General features: G+C 62.2%; 23 protein-coding genes. 22 read left to right on the forward strand and 1 reads right to left on the reverse strand.

Annotated elements, in window-relative coordinates:
* Positions 1-21: 21 nt before the first annotated feature.
* The 6 genes from ACP7BV_RS05865 (at position 22) to ACP7BV_RS05890 (ending at position 3377) form a co-directional block, all read left to right on the forward strand.
* Positions 22-441 (forward strand): DoxX family protein, encoded by a 420-nt coding sequence (locus ACP7BV_RS05865; RefSeq protein ID WP_426102474.1) that lies wholly within the window; start codon positions 22-24, stop codon positions 439-441.
* A gap of 42 nt (positions 442-483) precedes the next feature.
* On the forward strand, positions 484-1008 hold the full coding sequence (locus tag ACP7BV_RS05870; protein WP_426102476.1) for a GNAT family N-acetyltransferase: 525 nt from the start codon (positions 484-486) through the stop codon (positions 1006-1008).
* Positions 1008-2033 carry a M28 family peptidase gene (locus ACP7BV_RS05875; RefSeq protein ID WP_426102478.1) on the forward strand — a complete coding sequence of 342 codons (1026 nt, stop codon included), beginning with the start codon at positions 1008-1010 and terminating at the stop codon, positions 2031-2033. The genes ACP7BV_RS05870 and ACP7BV_RS05875 overlap by 1 nt, the downstream gene beginning before the upstream one ends.
* Before the next feature lie 24 nt (positions 2034-2057).
* Positions 2058-2423 carry a hypothetical protein gene (locus ACP7BV_RS05880; RefSeq protein WP_426102480.1) on the forward strand — a complete coding sequence of 122 codons (366 nt, stop codon included), beginning with the start codon at positions 2058-2060 and terminating at the stop codon, positions 2421-2423.
* 23 nt (positions 2424-2446) lie between these two features.
* The gene (locus tag ACP7BV_RS05885; RefSeq protein WP_426102482.1) at positions 2447-3040 is read left to right on the forward strand and encodes a DUF6151 family protein; all 594 of its coding nucleotides are present in this window, start codon (positions 2447-2449) and stop codon (positions 3038-3040) included.
* Positions 3041-3152: 112 nt separating this feature from the next.
* Positions 3153-3377: a hypothetical protein gene (locus tag ACP7BV_RS05890; RefSeq protein ID WP_426102484.1), complete on the forward strand. Its 225-nt coding sequence runs from the start codon at positions 3153-3155 to the stop codon at positions 3375-3377.
* Between the two features lie 99 nt (positions 3378-3476).
* On the opposite strand, the gene ACP7BV_RS05895 is transcribed toward ACP7BV_RS05890, so the two are convergent.
* The gene (locus tag ACP7BV_RS05895) at positions 3477-4160 is read right to left on the reverse strand and encodes a Bax inhibitor-1 family protein (RefSeq protein ID WP_426102486.1); all 684 of its coding nucleotides are present in this window, start codon (positions 4158-4160) and stop codon (positions 3477-3479) included.
* Between the two features lie 227 nt (positions 4161-4387).
* Between ACP7BV_RS05895 and ndk the strand changes: the two genes are divergently transcribed.
* The 16 genes from ndk (at position 4388) to ACP7BV_RS05975 (ending at position 20927) form a co-directional block, all read left to right on the forward strand.
* Positions 4388-4801 carry a nucleoside-diphosphate kinase gene (ndk, locus tag ACP7BV_RS05900; RefSeq protein ID WP_426102488.1) on the forward strand — a complete coding sequence of 138 codons (414 nt, stop codon included), beginning with the start codon at positions 4388-4390 and terminating at the stop codon, positions 4799-4801.
* A gap of 94 nt (positions 4802-4895) precedes the next feature.
* Positions 4896-6065: a 23S rRNA (adenine(2503)-C(2))-methyltransferase RlmN gene (gene rlmN / locus ACP7BV_RS05905; RefSeq protein ID WP_426102489.1), complete on the forward strand. Its 1170-nt coding sequence runs from the start codon at positions 4896-4898 to the stop codon at positions 6063-6065.
* A complete protein-coding gene (pilW, locus tag ACP7BV_RS05910; RefSeq protein WP_426102491.1) occupies positions 6062-6880 on the forward strand; it encodes a type IV pilus biogenesis/stability protein PilW in 819 nt (272 codons plus the stop codon). The genes rlmN and pilW overlap by 4 nt, the downstream gene beginning before the upstream one ends.
* 10 nt (positions 6881-6890) lie before the next feature.
* Entirely contained in the window at positions 6891-7883 is a 993-nt protein-coding gene (locus ACP7BV_RS05915; protein ID WP_426102493.1) for a RodZ domain-containing protein, read from the forward strand.
* A 13-nt stretch (positions 7884-7896) separates the two neighbouring features.
* Positions 7897-9189, forward strand: a complete 1293-nt coding sequence (gene ispG / locus ACP7BV_RS05920; protein WP_426102495.1) for a flavodoxin-dependent (E)-4-hydroxy-3-methylbut-2-enyl-diphosphate synthase — start codon at positions 7897-7899, stop codon at positions 9187-9189.
* Positions 9190-9299: 110 nt separating this feature from the next.
* A complete protein-coding gene (hisS, locus tag ACP7BV_RS05925) occupies positions 9300-10646 on the forward strand; it encodes a histidine--tRNA ligase (protein ID WP_426102850.1) in 1347 nt (448 codons plus the stop codon).
* A gap of 49 nt (positions 10647-10695) precedes the next feature.
* Positions 10696-11364, forward strand: a complete 669-nt coding sequence (locus tag ACP7BV_RS05930; RefSeq protein ID WP_426102497.1) for a YfgM family protein — start codon at positions 10696-10698, stop codon at positions 11362-11364.
* 67 nt (positions 11365-11431) lie between these two features.
* Positions 11432-12586: an outer membrane protein assembly factor BamB gene (bamB, locus tag ACP7BV_RS05935; RefSeq protein ID WP_426102499.1), complete on the forward strand. Its 1155-nt coding sequence runs from the start codon at positions 11432-11434 to the stop codon at positions 12584-12586.
* Between the two features lie 4 nt (positions 12587-12590).
* Positions 12591-13934, forward strand: a complete 1344-nt coding sequence (gene der / locus ACP7BV_RS05940) for a ribosome biogenesis GTPase Der (RefSeq protein ID WP_426102501.1) — start codon at positions 12591-12593, stop codon at positions 13932-13934.
* 177 nt (positions 13935-14111) lie between these two features.
* Entirely contained in the window at positions 14112-14348 is a 237-nt protein-coding gene (gene hfq, locus ACP7BV_RS05945; protein ID WP_106756584.1) for an RNA chaperone Hfq, read from the forward strand.
* Between the two features lie 33 nt (positions 14349-14381).
* Positions 14382-15557, forward strand: a complete 1176-nt coding sequence (gene hflX, locus ACP7BV_RS05950; protein ID WP_426102504.1) for a GTPase HflX — start codon at positions 14382-14384, stop codon at positions 15555-15557.
* Complete coding sequence (hflK, locus tag ACP7BV_RS05955) at positions 15558-16805, forward strand: FtsH protease activity modulator HflK (protein ID WP_426102506.1); 1248 nt, start codon at positions 15558-15560, stop codon at positions 16803-16805.
* The gene (gene hflC, locus ACP7BV_RS05960; RefSeq protein WP_426102508.1) at positions 16805-17701 is read left to right on the forward strand and encodes a protease modulator HflC; all 897 of its coding nucleotides are present in this window, start codon (positions 16805-16807) and stop codon (positions 17699-17701) included. Before hflK ends, hflC begins: the two co-directional genes overlap by 1 nt.
* A gap of 203 nt (positions 17702-17904) precedes the next feature.
* Entirely contained in the window at positions 17905-19059 is a 1155-nt protein-coding gene (locus ACP7BV_RS05965; RefSeq protein WP_426102510.1) for an ATP phosphoribosyltransferase regulatory subunit, read from the forward strand.
* A 5-nt stretch (positions 19060-19064) separates the two neighbouring features.
* Positions 19065-20378, forward strand: coding sequence for an adenylosuccinate synthase (locus ACP7BV_RS05970; RefSeq protein WP_426102512.1), 1314 nt, complete (start codon positions 19065-19067; stop codon positions 20376-20378).
* A 9-nt stretch (positions 20379-20387) separates the two neighbouring features.
* Positions 20388-20927, forward strand: a complete 540-nt coding sequence (locus ACP7BV_RS05975) for a phosphoribosyltransferase (protein WP_426102514.1) — start codon at positions 20388-20390, stop codon at positions 20925-20927.
* Positions 20928-20996: the final 69 nt, after the last annotated feature.

Genomic DNA, 20996 nt, shown 5'->3' on the forward strand with positions numbered 1-20996 from the left:
TTGCGCAACAGGAGATCGCCAATGCTCAAACAACTGTACAGTGCGCGTCCGACAAACACCGTGCACGGTATCGATATCGTGCGTATCGGTGTTGCCCTGATCATTCTGATGCATCCCCTGCACGGTTTTCTTCACCCTGCCGATATACCGGCTTTTGGCGGCTTTCTCGAGTCTCTTGGCTACCCCTTCGGCACGCCGCTGGCGTGGTCGGTGCTGATCATCCAGACCCTGTGCAGCCTTGCGCTGATCTGCAAGCGCTTTGTCGTTCCCGCGTGCATCGGCCACAGCATCGTGGTGACATTCGGCCTGATCCATTTCCACGCCCCCAACGGCTGGTTCGTGGTCGGCGGCGGCACCGGCGGCATGGAGTGGCCTGTCATCCTGTTGTTTAGCCTGATCGGCGTGCTGTGGTCGTACTGGCCAAGGACGCAGGCTGCGTGAGCGAGCATCCGCTGCGAGATTTCACTTCCTGACAGGACCATTTTGACAACCGACATCCACATCCGGCGCTGCACCAGCGCCGACGCCGCAGCGCTGGCCCTGGTCGGCCAGTGCACCTTCCTGGACACCTACGCCGACGTTTTGCCGGGCTCCGCCATCATTGCCCACTGCAGCAAGGCGCACTCGCTCGAGCTCTATAAGGAGTGGCTGGCCAATCCGGCTTTCCAGCATTGGCTGGCCGAAGTGCCCGGCGGCGCGCCGGTCGGCTTCATGGTGGTCGCGCCGCCCGACTTGCCGCTGCCCGGCGTATCGAACCGGGATGCGGAAATCAAGCGCGTCTACGTGCTGAGCAAATTTCAGGGTGGCGGCGTGGGCAAGCGTTTCATCGAGGAAGCCGTCCGCCATGCGGCTGAACGGGAGGCGAATCGGCTGCTGCTGGGCGTCTACGCCCACAACCTGGCCGCCATCGGTTTTTATGAGCGCAGCGGTTTTTCCAAGGTCGGCACCCGCACCTTCCACGTAGGCGGCAAGGACTTCGACGACTTCATCATGGGCAGGCAGCTCTGATGCGCCCCGGCCGCGCCGTCCTGGTGACGGTTGCCATCATCTGGGCCGGTGGCATCGCATGCCTGGCCTTGGTCGCGCAGCCGCTGGTCACGCCAATTGCCTTGCCAACTGCCCTGGCAAGTGCGCAGGTGGCGCCAGCCAGGCTCGAAGAGCACGTCAAGAAGCTATCGGTCGATTTTTACCCGCGCAGCGCCGATCAGTTCGAGAAGCTGGAACAGGCCGCGCATTACATTTCGGCGCAACTTGCAGCCTCGGGCGCGAAGGTCTTGGTTCAGGAAGTAACGGTCCAGGAAACGAAGTACAAGAACATCATTGCCCGTTTTGGCCCGGAGCAGGGGCCTTTGCTGGTCGTTGGCGCCCACTACGACAGCCATGGCGAGGCCAGCGCCGGGGCCGTCACCCTTGCCACCCATACGCCCGGCGCGGACGACAATGCCAGCGGCGTTGCCGGCCTGATTGAACTGGCGCATTTGCTGGGCCGCAGCCGGCAGTCGCGCCGCATCGAGCTGCTTGCCTATACCACGGAAGAGCCGCCGCACTACCGCAGCGAGCACATGGGCAGCGTGTGGCATGCCCGCTCGCTGGCAGCGGCCAAGGTGGACGTGCAACTGATGCTATCGCTGGAAATGATCGGCTACTTCAGCGATGCGCCGGCGAGCCAGTCTTATTTTATTCCGGCGATGAAACACCTGTACTCCGACTGCGGTGACTTTATCGCTGTCGTGGGCAAGTTTGGCGGCTTTGGCGCCACGCGCAAGGTCAAGGCATTGATGGCTGGCGCGAGTGACTTGCCGGTATTGTCGATCAACGCGCCGCGCGCGCTGCAAGGCGTCGATTTTTCGGACCACCGCAGTTACTGGAATGCGGGCATGCCGGCGCTGATGGTGACCGATACGGCCTTCCTGCGCAACCCCAACTACCACGGCGCGGGCGACACCTATGAAAAACTCGACTACAAGCGCATGGCCAAGGTGGTCCAGGGTGTGTATGCGGTCACCCAACGTTATTCATCCCCATCTTATTGACCCACATTGCGAAGGGCAGTGACCATGTTACAGTGTGCAGCCATATTGCTCGCCGCCCTCGCACTGGCGCATTCTTACCTGGGCGAGCGTTACTTGTTGATGCGCTTGTTCCGGCGCAGCGAGCACTTGCCGCCATTGCTGGGCGGGACGGATTTTACGAAAAACACGCTGCGTTTCGTGTGGCACCTGGTCACCGTCCTGGCGCTCGGTTTCGCGCTGGTGCTGGTGCACATCGCCGACCACCGGGATGGTCCGGCCATCGCGCGGCTGATCGGGGTGTTGCTGCTCGTCTCAGGAGCGCTGCCGCTGGTCATTACCCGCGCGCGCCATTTGTCCTGGGTGGTCCTGTTTGCCGCCGGCGCACTGTGCCTGGCCTGGGCCGCTCTCTGACGTACATGCCAATGGAGTCAACGATGAATCATGCAATCAAGTGCAAGTGCGGCAAGTTCAGCGCGCAATTGGGACATGCCGAAAAAAGTACGCACATCACCTGCTACTGCAAGGATTGCCGCGCATTTGCCCACTACCTGGGCCGGGCGGACGACATGCTCGACGCGCAGGGCGGATCAAGCATCATCGTCACCCATCCGCGCGAGATTACGCTGACCGGCGGCGCGCAGGAAATTGCCTGCATGTCCTTGTCGCAGGCGGGCATGCTGCGCTGGTACGCGCGTTGCTGCAATACGCCCATTGGCAATACCTCGCGCAATCACAAGCTCGCCTATGTCGGCCTGTCGGCGGCCTGTCTGGCGGACACGGGCGGCATCGAGCGTGACTTCGGTCCCGTACGCATGCGTTCGGTTACCGAGAGCGCCAAGGGCCCGGTTGCCCCGTCCGGCATCAAGGCGCTGCCGGTTCTGTTCGGCTTTGCCGCCGCGCTGCTTGGCGCCCGCCTGAGCGGCAGCTATGCACGCAATCCTTTCTTCAAACCTGGCACGGGCGAGCCGCTGACCGCGCCCACAGTGCTGGACAAAGAGGCGCGCGAACGCCTCAGTGCGCTCGACTGACCGGGCTGGAAAAAACCAGCCAATTTGCCTATCTGTCCAAGGCTTGATGCTTGTCATTAGGAAATATCCGCGCTGCCATAAACTTTTGAGAATCTTACTCAGAGGAAAAACTATGGTATCGCTTGACAAGCATTTGGCGCCCCCAGCCATCCCCCAGCCTGAAGAAACTGCGCCGCAACGCAGTCCATGGCCTTTCGTCGTCATGGCCATGCTCGTGTTCTGCTGCCTGATGTGCGTGCTGTTCCTGGACATCCGCATCGCCTCGCTGCTGTGCATGGCCGGCTGCGCCGTAGTCCGCTATCTGGGCGCGAGCGCGGAAGACGATGGCGACATGTGATTGCGGGGCAGAATGCCGAAACCGCCGCGCCCATGAAAAAGCCGACCCGCAGGTCGGCTTTTTGTTTCTCCGGCAACGACTAGTTGCGCTGAACCCCGCTTAGTTGCGCGAGCCGCCCAGGCCGAGCAAGCTCAGCAAGTGCGAAAAGATCAGGTAGACGTCCAAATACAGGGCAGTGGCGGCACTGATGTAATTGGTTTCGCCGCCCGTGACGATTTTTTGCACGTCATACAGGATGTAGGCCGAGAAGATGAGCACTGCGAGCGCCGAGACCACGATCATCAACAGCGGCATCTGGAAGATCATGCCGACGAAGGAAGTGATGATCAGGCCGATCACGCCGGCGAACAGCCACGTGCCCATGCCCGAAAAGTCACGCTTGCTGACGGTGGCGATGGTGGCCATCACGGTCAGGATGGTGGCGGTGCCGCCGAAGGCGAGCATGATCAGCGTGCCGCCATTGGAAAAGCCCAGCGTGCGCGTGAGCAGCGGCGTGAGCCAGATGCCCATGAAGAACGTAAAGCCGAGCATGACGAACACGCCGGCTGCCGATTCCTTGGTTTTTTCAATCGCGTACATGAAGCCCCAGGCCACGGCCAGGAACACGACAAAGCCGAAAATCCCGCGCGGAACCGGAATATGGAACGATACGCCGAGTACGGCGCCGAGCACCGTTGGAATCATGGACAGCGCCAGCAGCCAATAGGTATTGCGCAGCACGCGCTGGCGGGTGTCGTCGGCCGGGATCGCCGGGACGTACTGTTTATCGAAACTGACTGACATAATGTGCCTCCGTAAGTGAAAAACGATGATGCTTTGGTAAAGAATAGCACAGCGGCGAAAAAGAGCGCAGAATTGCTGATGACGCCAACGCTTTGCTGGCGCCACTCTATCACTTCCCCCGGCGGCCCGTGCAATATCCGTCAGATGGGGTGTTATATGGTAAAATCAAAGGTTGATTGAGTCTTACACTCGACATTAAACCTTTCTTTTTATTGGAGTTTTTACAAATGGCAATCGAACGCACCCTGTCGATCATCAAACCAGACGCAGTTGCAAAAAACGTCATCGGCCAAATTTACAGCCGCTTCGAAGGCGCTGGCCTGAAAGTCGTCGCCGCCCGCATGACCCAACTGTCGCGCGAACAGGCTGAAGGCTTCTACGCCGCCCACAAAGAGCGCGGTTTCTTCAAGGATCTGGTTGACTTCATGGTCTCCGGCCCCGTCATGATCCAGGCCCTGGAAGGCGAAAACGCGGTCCTGGCCCACCGTGACCTGATGGGTGCAACCGATCCGAAGAAGGCAGAAAAAGGCACCATCCGCGCCGACTTCGCCGATTCCATCGATGCCAACGCCGTGCACGGATCGGACGCTGTCGACGCTGCAAAGGCAGAAATCGCTTACTTCTTCCCAGAGATGAAGTAATCAGCAACAAGGTGAGGGCGCTTGACTTTGGCGCCCCTCACTGCCGCCGTTGCCTGCGCTATCGCGCCGGAACGGCTTTTTTGGAATACTGAATATGACCACGCTCACCAACCTGCTGGACTTCGATCCCGCGCAACTCGTCGCTTATTGCGCCGACTTGGGTGAGAAGCCTTTCCGCGCCAAACAATTGCAGCGCTGGATCCACCAGTTCGGCGCCAGCGACTTCGATTCCATGACCGACCTGGCCAAGTCGCTGCGCGACAAGCTGGCCACGCGCGCCGAAGTGCGCGCCCCGGCCATTGTCAGCGACAATACCTCGCTTGACGGCACGCGCAAGTGGCTGGTCGACGTGGGCAACGGCAACGCCGTCGAAACCGTGTTCATCCCGGAAGAAAACCGCGGCACGCTGTGCATTTCCACCCAGGCCGGCTGCGCCGTCAACTGCCGCTTTTGCTCGACCGGCAAGCAGGGCTTCAACCGCAACCTGTCGGTGTCTGAAATCATCGGGCAGCTGTGGATGGCCGAATTCGAACTGCGCCGCACCAAGGGCATCGAACCCGGCCCCAAGGGCGAGCGCCAGATCACCAACGTCGTCATGATGGGCATGGGCGAGCCGCTGCTCAATTTCGAGCCGACCGTCACCGCCCTCAAGCTCATGCTCGACGACAACGCTTACGGCTTGTCGCGCCGCCGCGTCACGCTCTCGACCTCGGGCGTGGTGCCCATGATCGACAAGCTGTCCCAGGAAGTGCCGGTCGCGCTGGCGGTCTCGCTGCACGCCTCGAACGACGCGCTGCGCGACTCCCTGGTGCCGCTGAATAAAAAATACCCGCTGCGCGAACTGATGGCAGCCTGCAAGCGCTACCTTGAATTCGCCCCGCGCGACTTCATCACGTTTGAATACTGCATGCTCGACGGCGTCAACGACAGCGACGACAATGCGCGCGAACTGGTGGCGCTGGTGCTCGACCGCCAGGTGGGCGTCTCGTGCAAGTTCAACCTGATTCCATTCAATCCGTTTCCGGAGTCTGGCCTGTTGCGTTCCAAGAATCCGCGCATCAAGGCTTTTGCCCAGATCCTGATGGACGCCGGCATCGTCACGACCATTCGCAAGACCAGGGGCGACGATATCGACGCCGCATGCGGCCAGCTGGCCGGTGAAGTACAAGACCGCACTCGGGTGCAGGAGCGTATGGAAAAAATGGCCGAATACCGGAAAAAATTTGGCGCCGACTTCGGGCGCATCGTGGAGATTCCTTCTTGAACCGCGCCGGAGTAGTTGATGGCATGCCACGCCTGGCGCTGTTCGTGCTGGCGGTGGCGCTGGCTGGCTGCGCCTCCAAGTCGGGCTCGAGCGGCAGCACGGCCGAGCTCAAGACGGCGTCCGACTTGACCTCGACCGACAAGCGCGCCAATATCCGCCTGCAACTGGCCGTCGGTTACTACCAGGGCGGCAATTACGAAGTCGCGCTCGACGAAATCAAGCAGGCGCTGATGGCTGACCCGGAACTGTCCGACGCCTACAGCGTGCGCGCTCTGATTTACACGGCGATGGGCGAAACAGCCCTGGCCGAAGAAAACTACCAGCGCGCAATGCGCCTGGCGCCAGGCAACGCCGACCTGAACAACAACTTTGGCTCCTTTTTGTGCCAGACCGGGCGCTTTGCGCCGGCCATGGCGCAATTCGATATCGCGCTCAAGAATCCCAAGTATGCCTCGCCCGTCAAGGCGATGGCCAATGCCGGCGGCTGCGCCCTGAAAATGAAGCAGTACGACGTGGCCGAGCGCTATTTCACCAGCGCGCTGCGGCTGGACCCTGATTTTCCCACCGTCCAGGCAGGCCTGGCGCGGGTGGCCTACCAGCGGCGCGACTATGCGCGCGCCGGATTTTATTTGAACATGCTCAAGGCGCAGACCAAGCCTGAGGCAATGAGCGCCGACGTGCTGTGGCTGGCGATCCGGATCGAGCGCAAGCTCGGCGAAGCAGACAATGTGACGAGCCTGGGAACGCAATTGCGGCGCCGTCACGCCAGCTCGCCCGAGTTCGCCGCCTTCCAGCGTGGTGCCTTTGATGAGTGAGACAGGGAACATGATGAGTGCAGAACGGGTCGATCCGCCGGTGCCGGATAACGGTGGCATTCCAGGCAAAACCCTTGCAGCGCAGCGCGAAGCGATGGGCTGGACGGTGGAACAGGTAGCAGATCAGTTAAAACTGGCGGTGCGCCAGGTGCAGGCGCTCGAGCAGGGCGACTACGCCAATTTGCCTCCGCCAGCCGTGGTGCGCGGCTTCGTGCGCGCCTATGCCAAGGTCGTCAAGCTTGACCCCGTCCCGCTGGTGGCGCAGATCGCGCAGGCCAGCCCGGCGCCGGACACCTCGCCGTCCGTCATCCGGCGCGACAAGCCGGCCTCGTTTTCGCAGACGCGCTTTCCCAGCAATGGCAAGCGCACCAGCAAGTTGCCACTCGGCCTGATCGGCGGCGCTGTGCTGGTGATTGCCGCCGCCGCTGCCGCGTGGCAATTTGGCCTGGTGCCCGGCAGCCTGTTCGGCGCCGCCGCGCCGGGCGCGGCGAGCAGCACCACGCCGGCCGACGCCACCGTGACGGTGCTGCCGTCGCCCGCCTCGGGCCAGGCTCTGCCTAGCGGCGCCGACGCGCCAACCGACGCCAAACCCGTTGACGCTCATCCTCCGGTGATCAACAATGCCGTCCCGCTCATCTCGGTGCCTCCGGTCACCACGCCGGGTGCGGCGAGCGTGACGGCCAATACCCCGGCCGGCGTGGCGCCGCCTGTCGCCGCCACCACTGCCGGCGCGGCGCCCGCTGCGGCAGGTGCACCAGGTTCGCCCAATGCGCTGATCTTGAGCGTGCGCGAAGATTCATGGGTCGAAGTGCGGCCCCTGAAAAAAGGCCCGGTCCTGTTTTCGCGCATGGTCAAGGGCGGCACCATTGAAACCGTCACCGTGGGCGAGCCGGCCATGCTTATTGTTGGCAAACCGAGCGCGGTCGATGCCACCTTGCGCGGCGTCGCCGTACCCCTGCCGGCAACGCCGGGCGGGCGCGTTGCGCGCGTCAAACTCCAGTAACAGGTTCTTGCTTATGGTATCCGTGTCTTCTTTAAATATGGCCATTCCTGCCGGTCCGCTGGCGCGCCGCGCCAGCCGCAGCGTGCTGGTTGCGCACGGCGAGCGCAAGGTGTGGGTGGGCGGCGACGCCCCGATTGTGATCCAGTCGATGACCAATACCGACACGGCCGACGTGATCGGCACCGCGATCCAGGTCAAGGAGCTGGCCCGGGCCGGCTCCGAGATGGTGCGCATCACGGTTGACCGTCCGGAAGCGGCGCAAGCCGTGCCGCTGATCCGCGAACAGCTCGATAAGATGGAAATCGACGTGCCGCTGGTGGGCGACTTCCATTACAACGGCCACACGCTGCTGCGCGACTATCCCGAGTGCGCGCGCGCGCTGTCGAAGTACCGCATCAATCCAGGCAACGTGGGGCAGGGCGCCAAGCGCGACACCCAGTTTGCGCAAATGATCGAACTGGCCGCGCAGTACGACAAGCCGGTGCGCATTGGCGTGAACTGGGGCAGCCTGGACCAGTCGCTGCTGGCGCGCATCATGGATGAAAACGCCGGCCGCGCGCAGCCATGGAGTGCGCAGGCGGTGATGTACGAAGCCTTGATCACGTCCGCCATCGAGAATGCCGTGCGCGCCGAAGAAATTGGCCTGGCGCGCGACAAGATCATTTTGTCGTGCAAAGTGTCGGGCGTACAAGACCTGATCGCCGTGTACCGCGAACTGGCGCGCCGCTGCGACTACCCATTGCACCTTGGTCTGACCGAGGCCGGCATGGGCAGCAAGGGCATTGTCGCCTCGACGGCGGCGCTGTCGGTGCTGCTGCAAGAAGGCATTGGCGACACGATCCGCATTTCGCTCACGCCGGAACCGGGGGGCGACCGCACGCGCGAAGTGATCGTCGGCCAGGAGATTTTGCAGACCATGGGTTTGCGCAAGTTCGCGCCCATGGTGATTGCCTGCCCGGGCTGCGGTCGCACCACGTCGACCACGTTCCAGGAATTGGCCGACAACATCCAGACCTATCTGCGCGAGCAGATGCCTGAATGGAAAAAGGCGTATCCGGGCGTGGAGGGGATGAATGTGGCCGTGATGGGTTGCATCGTCAACGGTCCGGGAGAGTCAAAACACGCCAACATCGGCATCAGTTTGCCGGGCACGGGCGAGTCGCCCGCGGCGCCCGTGTTTGTCGATGGCCAAAAGGTCGTCACGCTGCGCGGCGAGCGCATCGTGGAAGAATTCCAGGCGATCGTGCTGAAGTACGTGCAAACCAATTACGGTAAAGAAGAAGTTGCTGTTGCAGACTCGAGTTAGCCACAGCACATCGTCCTCGCGCACGCGGGGATCCATGGAACTTTGGCTCAGAGCAACGGTTCTCTGGGTCCCCGCGTTCGCGAGGACGATGTGTCTACACGAAGATAATGATGTCCGAAAATAAAAAACCTGAAAAGATCACCCACGTCAAAGGCATGAACGACATCCTGCCGGCCGAAGCGCCACTGTGGGAGTTGTTTGAAAACACCGTGCACTCGGTCTTGAAAAGCTACGGCTTCCAAAAGATCGTCACGCCGATCGTCGAAGACACGGCGCTGTTCAAGCGCGCCATCGGCGCGGTGACCGACATCGTCGAAAAGGAAATGTATTCCTTCACCGACGCCATGAACGGCGACGCCCTCACACTGCGCCCCGAAGGCACGGCCGGCGTGGTGCGCTCGGTCATCGAGCACAACCTGGCCTACGACGGCCCCAAGCGCGTCTGGTACAAGGGTCCGATGTTCCGCCACGAAAAGATGCAGGCGGGCCGCTACCGCCAGTTCTTCCAGGTGGGCGCCGAGGCGATCGGCTTTGCCGGTCCCGACATCGACGCCGAAATGATCATGCTGTGCCGCCGCCTGTGGGATGACCTGGGCCTGGAAAACATCCGCCTCGAACTGAACTCGATCGGCGACGCGCCCGAGCGCCACCGCCACCGCGCCGACCTGATCGCGTACTTCGAAGCGCACATCGACCAGCTCGACCTTGAGGCCAAGAACCGTTTGCACGCCAATCCGCTGCGCATCCTCGACACCAAGAACCCTGCCATGCAGGAGCTGGTGAACAATGCGCCCAAGCTGCTCGACTACCTCGAAGCCGAATCGATCGCCCACTTCGACGGCGTCAGGCGCATCCTCGACCATAACAACATTCCGTACACGGTCAACCCGCGCTTGGTGCGCGGGCTGGACTACTACAACCGCACCGTGTTCGAATGGGTTACCGACCAGCTGGGCGCGCAGGGCACGGTGTGCGCGGGCGGGCGCTACGATCCTTTGATCGAATCGTTCGGCGGCAAGAGTACGCCCGCGGTCGGTTTTGCCATGGGCATCGAGCGCCTGATCATGCTGATGAAAAGCGCCGGCGAGATGGCCGATCCGGGCGTATGCGACGTGTATATGGTGCACCAGGGCGCAGCGGCGCAGATGCAAGCCTTTGTGCTGGCCGAGAGAATTCGCGATGCCGGTCTCGATGTTGTGCTACATTGCGCGGCTGCGAGCGGTCCGGGAAGCTTCAAGAACCAGATGAAAAAGGCCGACGGCAGCGGCGCCGCCTTTGCCGTGATCCTGGGCGACGATGAAATCGCCAACGCCACCGCGGTGGTGAAAGCGATGCGCGAAGTTGACAAGGATAAGCAGCAAGCCAGCGTGCCGTTCGATGAAGTGGTCGACTACCTCGTGGACCAGATCGTCGGTGGCCACGACCATGATCACGACCACGTGCACTATCACCACTAAGCCAAGCTCGCTAAGCTTTGACCCACCCACTTAACTACACGACACGACCATGGCATACGATCTCGAAGAACAAGAACAACTCGCCTCCCTGCAGGCGTTCTGGAAAAAATTCGGCAACCTGATCACCTGGGGCTTGATCGCGGTGCTGGGCGCCTACGCGGCCTACAATTACTGGAACTACCACCAGCGCAATGAAGCGCTCGGCGCCTCGACCCTGTACAACAACCTGCAGACGGCGCTCGAAGCGAAAGACAATGTCCAGGTGCAGCGCGTGGCCGGCGACATCCAGGGCAAGTTCAAGGGCAGCAGTTACGCTCAGATGAGCGCGCTGGCCGCGGCCAAGAGCGCCTTTGACGCCGGCGACCTGAAAGCGGCCAAGGCCCAGCTGCAATGGGTCGCCGCCAACGGCAGCGACGAATACAAGGCGATCGCCAAGCTGCGCCTGTCCGGCGTGCTGCTCGACGAAAAAGCCTATGATGAAGCACTGGCGCTGCTGGCAACCCCGATCATGGCCCAATTTGCCGGCGCGGTAGCCGACCGCAAGGGCGACGTGCTGGTGGCCCAGAACAAGGTGAACGAAGCGCGCGCCGCCTACCTGGCCGCCCTTGGCGCGATGGACAAGAAAAATCCTGGCCGCCGCCTGGTCGAAATGAAGCTGGAAGCCATCGGCGGCGTGGTGCCGGCCGACGCTGCCGCTGCGCCCAAGGCTGCAGCGTAATCGCCAGCTTTTGCTGCGGCTGCATTTACTACCCGTCATAGACAGTCATAGAACAAGGTTAAACACTATGCGTATTACCCAGAAGCTTGTCGGCATCGGCATGTTGGCCATGATGGCCGGCTGCTCGACCTTAAGTTCGCTCAATCCGTTCGCCAGCAAGGGCAAGGGCAACCAGCCCGCCAAGCTGGTCGAACTCAAGGGCTCGATGGCGGTGCGCACCGCCTGGAAGCTCGACATGGGCAAGGCCGACAACTATGTCTTTACCCCAGCCATCGTGGGCAACACGGTGGTGCTGGCCGGCGCCGGCGGCGCCTTGGCGCGCGTGGAAGCGGCAAGCGGTCGCCAGATGTGGCGCATCAAGACCGACACCGGCCTGACCGCCGGTGTCGGCTCGGACGGCAGCCTGATCGCCGTTGGCGGCACCAAGGGCATGATCCTGACGTTCGACATGAACGGCAAGGCCTTGTGGAAGGCGCAGGCGTCCAGCGAAGTGCTGTCCTCGCCGGTGGTGGCCGAAGGCGTGGTCGTAGTGCGCTCGATCGACAACCGCATCGTCGCCTTCGACGTCGTCAGCGGCAAGCAGAAATGGGTCGTGCAGCGCGTGTCGCCACCGCTGACCTTGCGCGGCGCGCCCGGCATGGTCGTCGTCGGCAAGGAAATCATCATCGCCCAGCCCGGCGGCAAGCTGCTCGCGCTCAACCTGGCCACCGGCGCACCACGCTGGGAAACGGCTGTGGGCGAGCCGCGCGGCGCCACCGAACTGGAACGCATCACCGACATTGGCGGGGCGCCCGTGCTGTTTGACAGCGACGTGTGCGCCGCGTCCTACCAAGGCCGTGTAGGCTGCTTTGACGTGGCCACCGGCGCGCCGCGCTGGACCAAGGAACTGTCGTCCAACGTGGGCGTGGCGGTCGACCAGCGTTTCGTGTTCGCCGTCGACGACAAGGGCGCCGTGTCGGCCTTCAGCCGCGAAGGCGGCGCGTCGGTCTGGAAGAACGACAAGCTTGGTTTTCGCAGCGTCTCCACGCCGGTGTCGTACGGCCGCGCCATCGCGGTGGGCGACTACCAGGGTTTCATCCACTTCCTGTCACGGGAAGATGGCGCATTTTTAGCTCGCGCGGCAACTGACGGGAGCGCGATCACCTCGCAACCGCTGGTGGTCGGCTCGAATCTGATTTTTCAAACACAATCTGGGACAGTGACCGCCATCGCGGTCGAATAACACCATGAAGCCGGTAATAGCACTAGTTGGTCGCCCCAACGTCGGGAAATCGACCTTATTCAATCGCCTCACCCGCTCGCGCGATGCGCTCGTGGCCGATCAGCCAGGTCTCACGCGCGACCGCCACTACGGCGAAGGCCGCATCGGCGAACGTCCGTTCCTGGTCATCGACACGGGCGGTTTCGAGCCCGTGGCCAAAGAGGGCATCATGTTCCAGATGGCCTTGCAGACCAAGCAGGCTGTCGCTGAAGCGGACGTGGTCGTCTTCATCGTCGACGGCCGTCAGGGCTTGACGCCGCATGACAAGACCATCACGGACTTTCTGCGCAAGTCGGGCCGCAAGGTCATGCTGGTGGTGAACAAGGGCGAGGGCATGAAGTACACCGCCGTCGTGGCCGAGTTCTACGAGCTTGGCATGGGCGACCCGTACGTGATTTCCGCCGCCCACGGCGACGGCGTCGTCGACCTGGTCGAGGAAGCGCTCAATGAAGCGTTCGCCTCGCGCCCGGACGAACCGGAAGAACTCGAAAAAGCCGACCGCGGCATCAAGATTGCCATCGTCGGGCGCCCCAACGTGGGCAAGTCCACCTTGATCAATACGCTGGTGGGCGAAGAGCGCGTGATTGCCTTTGACATGCCGGGCACCACGCGCGACTCGATCGAAGTGCCGTTCGAGCGCGAAGGCAAAAAATATACGCTGATCGATACGGCCGGCATCCGCCGCCGCGGCAAGGTGTTTGAAGCGATCGAGAAGTTTTCGGTCGTCAAGACGCTGCAATCGATCTCGGAAGCGAACGTCGTCATTTTGCTGCTCGACGCCCAGCAGGACATCTCGGAGCAAGACGCTCACATTGCCGGCTTCATCCTGGAGTCCGGCCGCGCGCTGGTGGTGGCCGTCAACAAATGGGACGGCTTGCAGTCTGACCAGCGCGACGAGATCAAGATCGACCTCGACCGCAAACTCGATTTCCTGTCGTTCGCGAAAACCCATTTTATTTCTGCACTGAAGTCGCAGGGCATCGCGCCCATGATGAAGTCGGTGGACGCGGCCTACGCCGCCGCCACGGCCGACCTGTCGACGCCGCGCCTGACGCGCGCCTTGATCGAGGCGGTCGAAAAGCAGGAGCCGCGCCGCCACGGCTCGATCCGTCCTAAAATGCGTTATGCTCACCAGGGCGGGCAAAATCCACCGATCATCGTCATCCACGGCAATGCCTTGAATGCCATCGGCGAGCCCTACAAGCGTTACCTGGAAAAGCATTTCCGCGATACGTTCAACCTGGTCGGTACGCCGCTGCGTATCGAATTACGGATGGGTAAGAATCCATTCGCCAAGGGTGCGAAGTAAGGGGAAAGTAAGGGTGGAAAGTAAGGGTGGAAAGTAAGCCGCTCAAACGACAGGTTTTAGTAAAACAGGTTACAGTGGCTCAAAGACATCATTCACGATCTGAGAATGATGCCCCGGGCACTTGAAAACTCGCGAGTCGCCTCCAATTCTTAACTACAACAACATCACGGAGCTGTTATGAGCAACAAAGGGCAACTGTTACAAGACCCATTCCTTAATGCCTTGCGCAAGGAGCACGTACCCGTTTCGATCTACCTGGTCAACGGCATCAAACTGCAGGGACATATCGAATCTTTCGATCAATATGTCGTCTTGCTGCGTAACACCGTCACCCAGATGGTGTACAAGCATGCAATCTCGACCGTCGTACCGGCACGCGCTGTCAATCTCAATCTTGATCCAGAAGCTGAGTAAGCCCATGGGCGTCACTGCTCCGGCGGGAGGCCTATGCGCGCTGCACTAGTTGGCATCGATTTCGGCGCCGGCGACTTTAACGCAAGCGTCGAAGAACTGTCGCTGCTTGCGCAGTCGGCAGGCGCCATCCCCATCACCACCATTACCGCCAAGCGCGCCAGTCCTGACGCCGCCTACTTCGTAGGCAGCGGCAAGGCTGACGAAATTGGCCAGGCGTGCGTGGACCAGAACATTGAAATCGTCATCTTCAACCATGCGCTGTCGCCCGCCCAGCAGCGCAATCTTGAAAAACGCATCAATATCCGCGTGCTCGACCGTACCAGCCTGATCCTCGACATCTTCGCGCAGCGCGCCAAGAGCCACGAGGGCAAGCTGCAAGTCGAGCTGGCCCAGCTGCAGCACCTGGCCACGCGCCTGATCCGCGGCTGGACCCACCTTGAACGCCAAAAGGGCGGTATCGGCCTGCGCGGCCCTGGCGAAACCCAGCTCGAGACCGACCGCCGCCTGATCGGCGAACGCGTCAAGGCCTTGCGCGCGCGCCTGGCCAAGCTGCGCAAGCAGCACGAAACGCAGCGCCGCGCGCGCGGCAAGAGCCATACCTTTTCCGTGTCGCTGGTCGGCTACACCAATGCCGGCAAGTCGACGCTGTTCAATGCGCTCACCAAAGCTGGCGTGTATGTCGCCAACCAGCTCTTTGCCACGCTCGACACCACCAGCCGCCGCGTGTACCTGGGCGAAGACTGCGGCAACGTGGTCTTTTCCGACACCGTCGGTTTCGTGCGCGAACTGCCGCACCAGCTGGTGGCCGCTTTCCGCGCCACGCTCGAAGAAACCATCCACGCCGACCTGCTGCTGCATGTGGTCGACGCCGCCAGTCCCGTGCGCATGGAACAGATCGAGCAGGTCAACCTGGTGCTCAAGGAAATCGGCGCCGATCATATTCCCCAGATCCTGGTCTGGAACAAGATCGACGCGGCGGGCCTGGAGCCGGCCGTGGAACGCGCCGAAGACGGCAAGATCAGCCGCGTGTTCATCAGCGCCCATACCGGCGCCGGACTCGACCTGTTGCGCGAGTCGGTTGTCGAAATGGCGCGCGCGGCGCCTGGACAGAGTCACCTTTATCAAGAGCAGGACGAAGCCGAACCGGCCTCTATGAACGATGCAGAGCCGGCCGAAACGCAAACCTCCACCAATGTCGGACCACGATAGATGCTTGCTTCACTACTTAATCGCCTCGGTTTGAAACCGTCGCCCAACCATCCCACGCAGCAGGACGGCAAAAAGCCGGGCGAAGGTCCGCCGGACCTGGACCAGTTGTGGCGCGACTTCAACGCCCGCCTGAACCGCCTGTTCAGCGCGCGCAATGACGGCAGCGGCCCCGGCCCCGGCGGCTACCGCCCCGACGCCAAGGGCGCCAGGGTCACCGCCGGCCTGATTGGCATTATTGCCGGCTTCATCTGGCTGGCCAGCGGCACCTTCATTGTCCAGGAAGGGCACGTGGGCGTGGTCACCACCTTTGGCGCCATCAGCCATACCGCCAGGTCCGGCCTGAACTGGCGCTGGCCGGCGCCGTTCCAGGCCCACGAGACGGTCAACGTGTCGCAGGTGCGCACCGAGGAAATCGGCTACCGGGGCACGTCGCGCCAGCGCACGCCGGCCGAAGCGCTGATGCTCACCGACGACGCCAACATCGTGGACGTGCAGTTCGCGGTGCAGTACACGCTCAAGGACCCGATCGAATGGCTGTACAACAACAAGGAGCGCGAAGAAACCGTGCGCCAGGTTGCCGAAAGCGCGATCCGCGAAGTGGTCGGCCAGAACAAGACCGACTTCGTGCTTTATGGCGGGCGCGACAAGATCGCCCTCGACACCAAGACCATCATGCAGTCGCTGGTCAATGAGTACAAGCTTGGCGTACTGGTCACCAACGTGACCATGCAGACCGTGCAGCCGCCCGAGCAGGTGCAAGGCGCTTTCGAGGACGTCAACAAGGCCAACCAGGACAAGGCAAAGGCCAAGAACGACGGCGAAGCCTATGCCAACGACGTGCTGCCCAAGGCTGAAGGCGCTGCGATCCGCCTGGTCAAGGATGCCGAAGCCTACCGCATCATGGTCACCGAGAACGCCACCGGTAACGCGGCGCGCTTTAGCCAGGTGTATGCCGAGTACCAGAAGGCGCCGGCCGTCACGCGCGACCGCATGTACCTCGACACCATGCAGCAGATTTTCACCAGCGCCAGCAAAGTGCTGGTGGACGCCAAGGCCAACAACAACATGCTGTATCTGCCGCTCGACAAGCTGATTGCGCAAACTGCAGCCAATGACAGCGCGGTGGGCGCCAAGTCCGGTCCGGTCTTGAGTGCGCCGCTGCCGTCCGAACTGGCGCAGCCGATCGACTCGGTGCGCCAGCGCGACAACCGTAGTCGCGAATCCACACGCGAACGGGAGATCCGCTAATGAACCGCATCCTTACCTTCATCGTCACGGGCATCATCGCGCTCATGATCCTGTCGTCGACCGTCTTCGTGGTCAACCAGAAGCAGTATGCGGTCACGTTCTCGTTTGGCAAAATGGGCGAAGTCATCGCCCAGCCCGGCCTGTACTTCAAGATGCCGCCACCGTTCCAGAACGTGGTCTACCTCGACAAGCGCACGCTCACGCTCGACACGCCCGACGCCGAGCGCTTCATCACGGCCGAAAAGCAGAACATCATGGTCGACGCATTCGTGAAGTGGCGCATCATCGACCCGAAGCTGTATTACATCAGCTTCAACGGCGACGAAGCGCGCGCCAACAATCGGCTGGCGCAGATCGTCAAGTCAGCGCTGAACGCTGAAATCACCAAGCGCACCGTGCACGACATGATTTCCGGCGAACGGGCCAAGGTCATGGATGCGATCCAGACCAAGGTCGTGGTCGACGCCAAGGAAGTGGGCATCGCCATTGTCGACGTGCGCCTCAAACGGGTCGACTACGCCGAGGCGATCAATGCGTCGGTCTACGAGCGCATGAAGGCCGAGCGCGTGAAGGCCGCCAACGAGCAGCGTTCGACTGGTATTGCTGAATCTGAAGCGCTGCGCGCCGAAGCGGACCGCAAGCGCACCGAGATCATGGCCAAGGCCTTTGCCAACGCCGAGAAGATCAAGGGCGAGGGCGACGCCGAAGCATCCAGGATCTACGCCGACGCGTTTGGCAAGAGCCCGGAATTCTACAAGTTCTACCGCTCGCTTGAAGCTTACCGGGCGACCTTCAAGAGCCATGGGGACGTCATGGTGCTGGACTCGAATTCGGAATTTTTCAAGTACTTCCGCAGTCCTGGCGGCGCTGCCGCCGCCGCGCCGGCGAAGAAGTAATCGCTTAACCCACATCGTCCTCGCGCACGCGGGGACGATGTGGTTGGTGCGCGCGGTGCGGTGCTTATCCTGCCGCCCCCAAACGCCTAGACAACTTTTCTTGGATCCCCCCACCCATTTTCGGGTAAAATTGATGGCTCGGCGCACCGTTTATCGTGCGCCCCGTGCTTTCTATTGTCCGATTTTTAACTGCGTCCCAGCCCATGCCGAACTGGCTCCTGCCCGAACATATCGCCGATGTCTTGCCCTCCGAAGCGCGCAAGATCGAGGAGTTGCGCCGCCTGATGCTCGATAACTTCCGTCTGTACGGATACGAGCTGGTAATGCCGCCCCTGCTTGAATACCTTGAGTCGCTCCTGACCGGCGCCGGCAAGGACACCGACCTGCGCACCTTCAAGCTGGTCGACCAGATTTCGGGGCGCATGCTCGGCCTGCGCGCCGACATGACGACCCAGGTCGCGCGCATCGACGCCCACCTGCTCAACCGCGACTCCGTCACGCGCCTGTGCTATGCCGGCAGCGTCTTGCACACCCGCCCCAGCGGCCTGCACGCCACGCGCGAGCCGCTGCAGATCGGCGCCGAGATCTACGGCCACGCCGGCCTCGAAGCGGACGCCGAGATCCAGGAACTGGCGCTCGCTTCGCTGGCCATGGCAGGCTTTCCCGACGTGCGACTCGACCTGTCGCACGCGGGCCTGGTGCGCGCGCTGCTTGAACACGACGGCGCCGCCCGCAAGGACGAGGCGGCGCTGTATGCGCTGCTGCGCGCCAAGGACACGCCAGGGCTTGAAGCGCTGAGCGTCGGCTATGCGTCGGACACGCGCGCCGCGCTGCTCGCGCTGCCTAACCTGTACGGCGACATCGACGTGCTGTCCAAGGCACGCGCCGTGCTCCCCGCGCTGCCGGGCATCACGCGCGCGCTGGCCGAACTTGCCGCGCTCGCAGGTTCCGCCCTTGGCCGCGCCGAAGTGGCGATCGACCTGGCCGACCTGCGCGGCTATGCCTACGAGTCGGGCGCCATGTTCGCGCTGTACGTGCCGGGCCTGCCGAATGCGGTGGCGCGCGGCGGGCGATACGATCACGTCGGCGAAGCTTTTGGGCGGGCCCGTCCCGCCACCGGCTTCTCGCTCGACTTGCGCGAATTGGCGCGCCTGTTGCCGACGGCCGAACGCAAACATTCGATCCGCGCTCCGTGGGGCAATGCCCCCGAGCTGCGTGACGTCATCGCCGCTCTGCGCAAGAGCGGCGAAGTGGTGATCCAGAGTTTGCCGGGTCACGACAATGAGCAGGACGAGTTCGAGTGCGATCGCGTACTCGTCCTCGAAGAGAGTAACTGGATTCTTAAAAACTTAGGCTAAGTGTGATGTCAAAGAAAAACGTGGCAAAGAACGTCGTTGTCATCGGTACCCAATGGGGCGATGAGGGCAAAGGAAAAATCGTCGACTGGCTCACTGATCACGCCCAGGGCGTGGTGCGCTTCCAGGGCGGGCACAATGCTGGCCATACCCTGGTCATCAAGGGCCAGAAAACGGCGCTCCAGCTGATCCCGTCGGGCATCATGCGCGAAGGCGTGGCCTGCTACATCGGTAACGGTGTGGTGGTGTCGGTGCCGGACATCATGCGTGAAATCGACAAGCTGCAAGCGATCGGCGTGGAAGTCGCGTCGCGCCTGAAAATCTCCGAAGCGTGCCCCGCGATCCTGCCGTACCACGTCGCCATCGACGTGGCGCGTGAAATGGCGCGCGGCGTGAACAAGATCGGCACCACCGGCAAGGGCATCGGCCCGGCCTACGAAGACAAGGTGGCACGGCGCGCCATTCGCATCGCCGACATGCTCAATGAAGAGCGCTTCGCCGAAAAGCTGCGCGAAAACCTCGACTATCACAACTTCGTGCTGACCAATTACCTGAAGGCCGACGCGGTCGACTTCCAGAAAACGTTCGACGACGCGATGGCCCTGGTCCCGCGCCTCAAACCCATGGTCGGCGACGTTTCGTCCGCGCTGTACGCGGCGCACAAGGCCGGCGGCAACCTGCTGTTCGAAGGCGCGCAAGGCTCTTTGCTGGACGTTGACCACGGCACCTATCCGTTCGTGACCTCGTCGAACTGCGTGGCGGGCAATGCGTCGGCCGGCGCCGGCGTCGGTCCCGGCATGCTGCATTACATTTTGGGCATCACCAAGGCTTACACCACGCGCGTGGGCTCCGGTCCGTTCCCGTCCGAGCTGCCAACGGATGGCGGCGTCGGCCACCATTTGTCGTCGGTCGGCCACGAATTTGGCACCGTCACCGGCCGCGCGCGCCGCTGCGGCTGGTTTGACGCGGCACTGCTGCGCCGTTCGGTCCAGATCAATGGCGTCTCCGGCATGTGCTTGACCAAGCTCGACGTGCTCGATGGCGTGGAAACGCTCAAGCTGTGCACCGGCTACAAGCTCGATGGACGCGACGTCGACATTTTCCCGGTGGGCGCGGAAGACGCGGGCCGCTGCCAGCCTGTGTATGAAGAGATGCCGGGCTGGACGGAGAGCACCGTCGGCGCCAAGTCGCTGGCCGACCTGCCGGCGACCGCGCGCGCCTACATCAAGCGCATCGAAGAACTGGTTGGCGTGCCGATCGATATGGTCTCCACCGGTCCGGACCGGGTCGAGACGATCGTCCTGCGCCACCCATTCGAATAAGGAGCTGACATGACAACCCCACCATCGACCCAGAATGACCTGTGGGTCTCCTGGGACGAGTACAACCGGCTTGTCGAGCGCCTCGCGCTCAAGGTCTATGAATCGGGCTGGAAGTTCGACCAGGTACTGTGCCTGGCGCGCGGCGGCGTGCGCCCGGGCGACGTGTTCTCGCGCATCTTCGATGTGCCGCTGGCGATTTTGTCGACTAGCTCCTACCGCGAAGAAGCGGGCACCGTGCGCGGCGACCTGGATATCGCCAAGTACATGACGATGACCAAGGGCCCGCTGGCCGGCAGGATTTTGCTGGTCGACGACCTGGCCGATTCGGGCGTCACGCTCGACAAGGTTACCCGTCACCTGGCCGACAATTTTGAAGGCGTGACCGAAGTCAAATCGGCCGTCATCTGGCTCAAGGGCTGTTCGTCGATCCGTCCGGATTATTTTCTGGAAGAGCTGCCGCACAATCCGTGGATTCACCAGCCGTTCGAAGACTACGACGGCCTGCGCCCGCACCAGCTGGCGGCATGGATGAAGAAATTCGAGCAGTAATAGCCAACAAAGAGCCAACAACGAGCCAACAACGAGCCAACAACGGTGGACGATCAGACAGATCCTCCG

Origin of the sequence: Massilia sp. TSP1-1-2 (genome assembly GCF_049896185.1) — a bacterium.
In the GTDB taxonomy this organism is placed as follows: Bacteria; Pseudomonadota; Gammaproteobacteria; order Burkholderiales; family Burkholderiaceae_D; genus Telluria_A.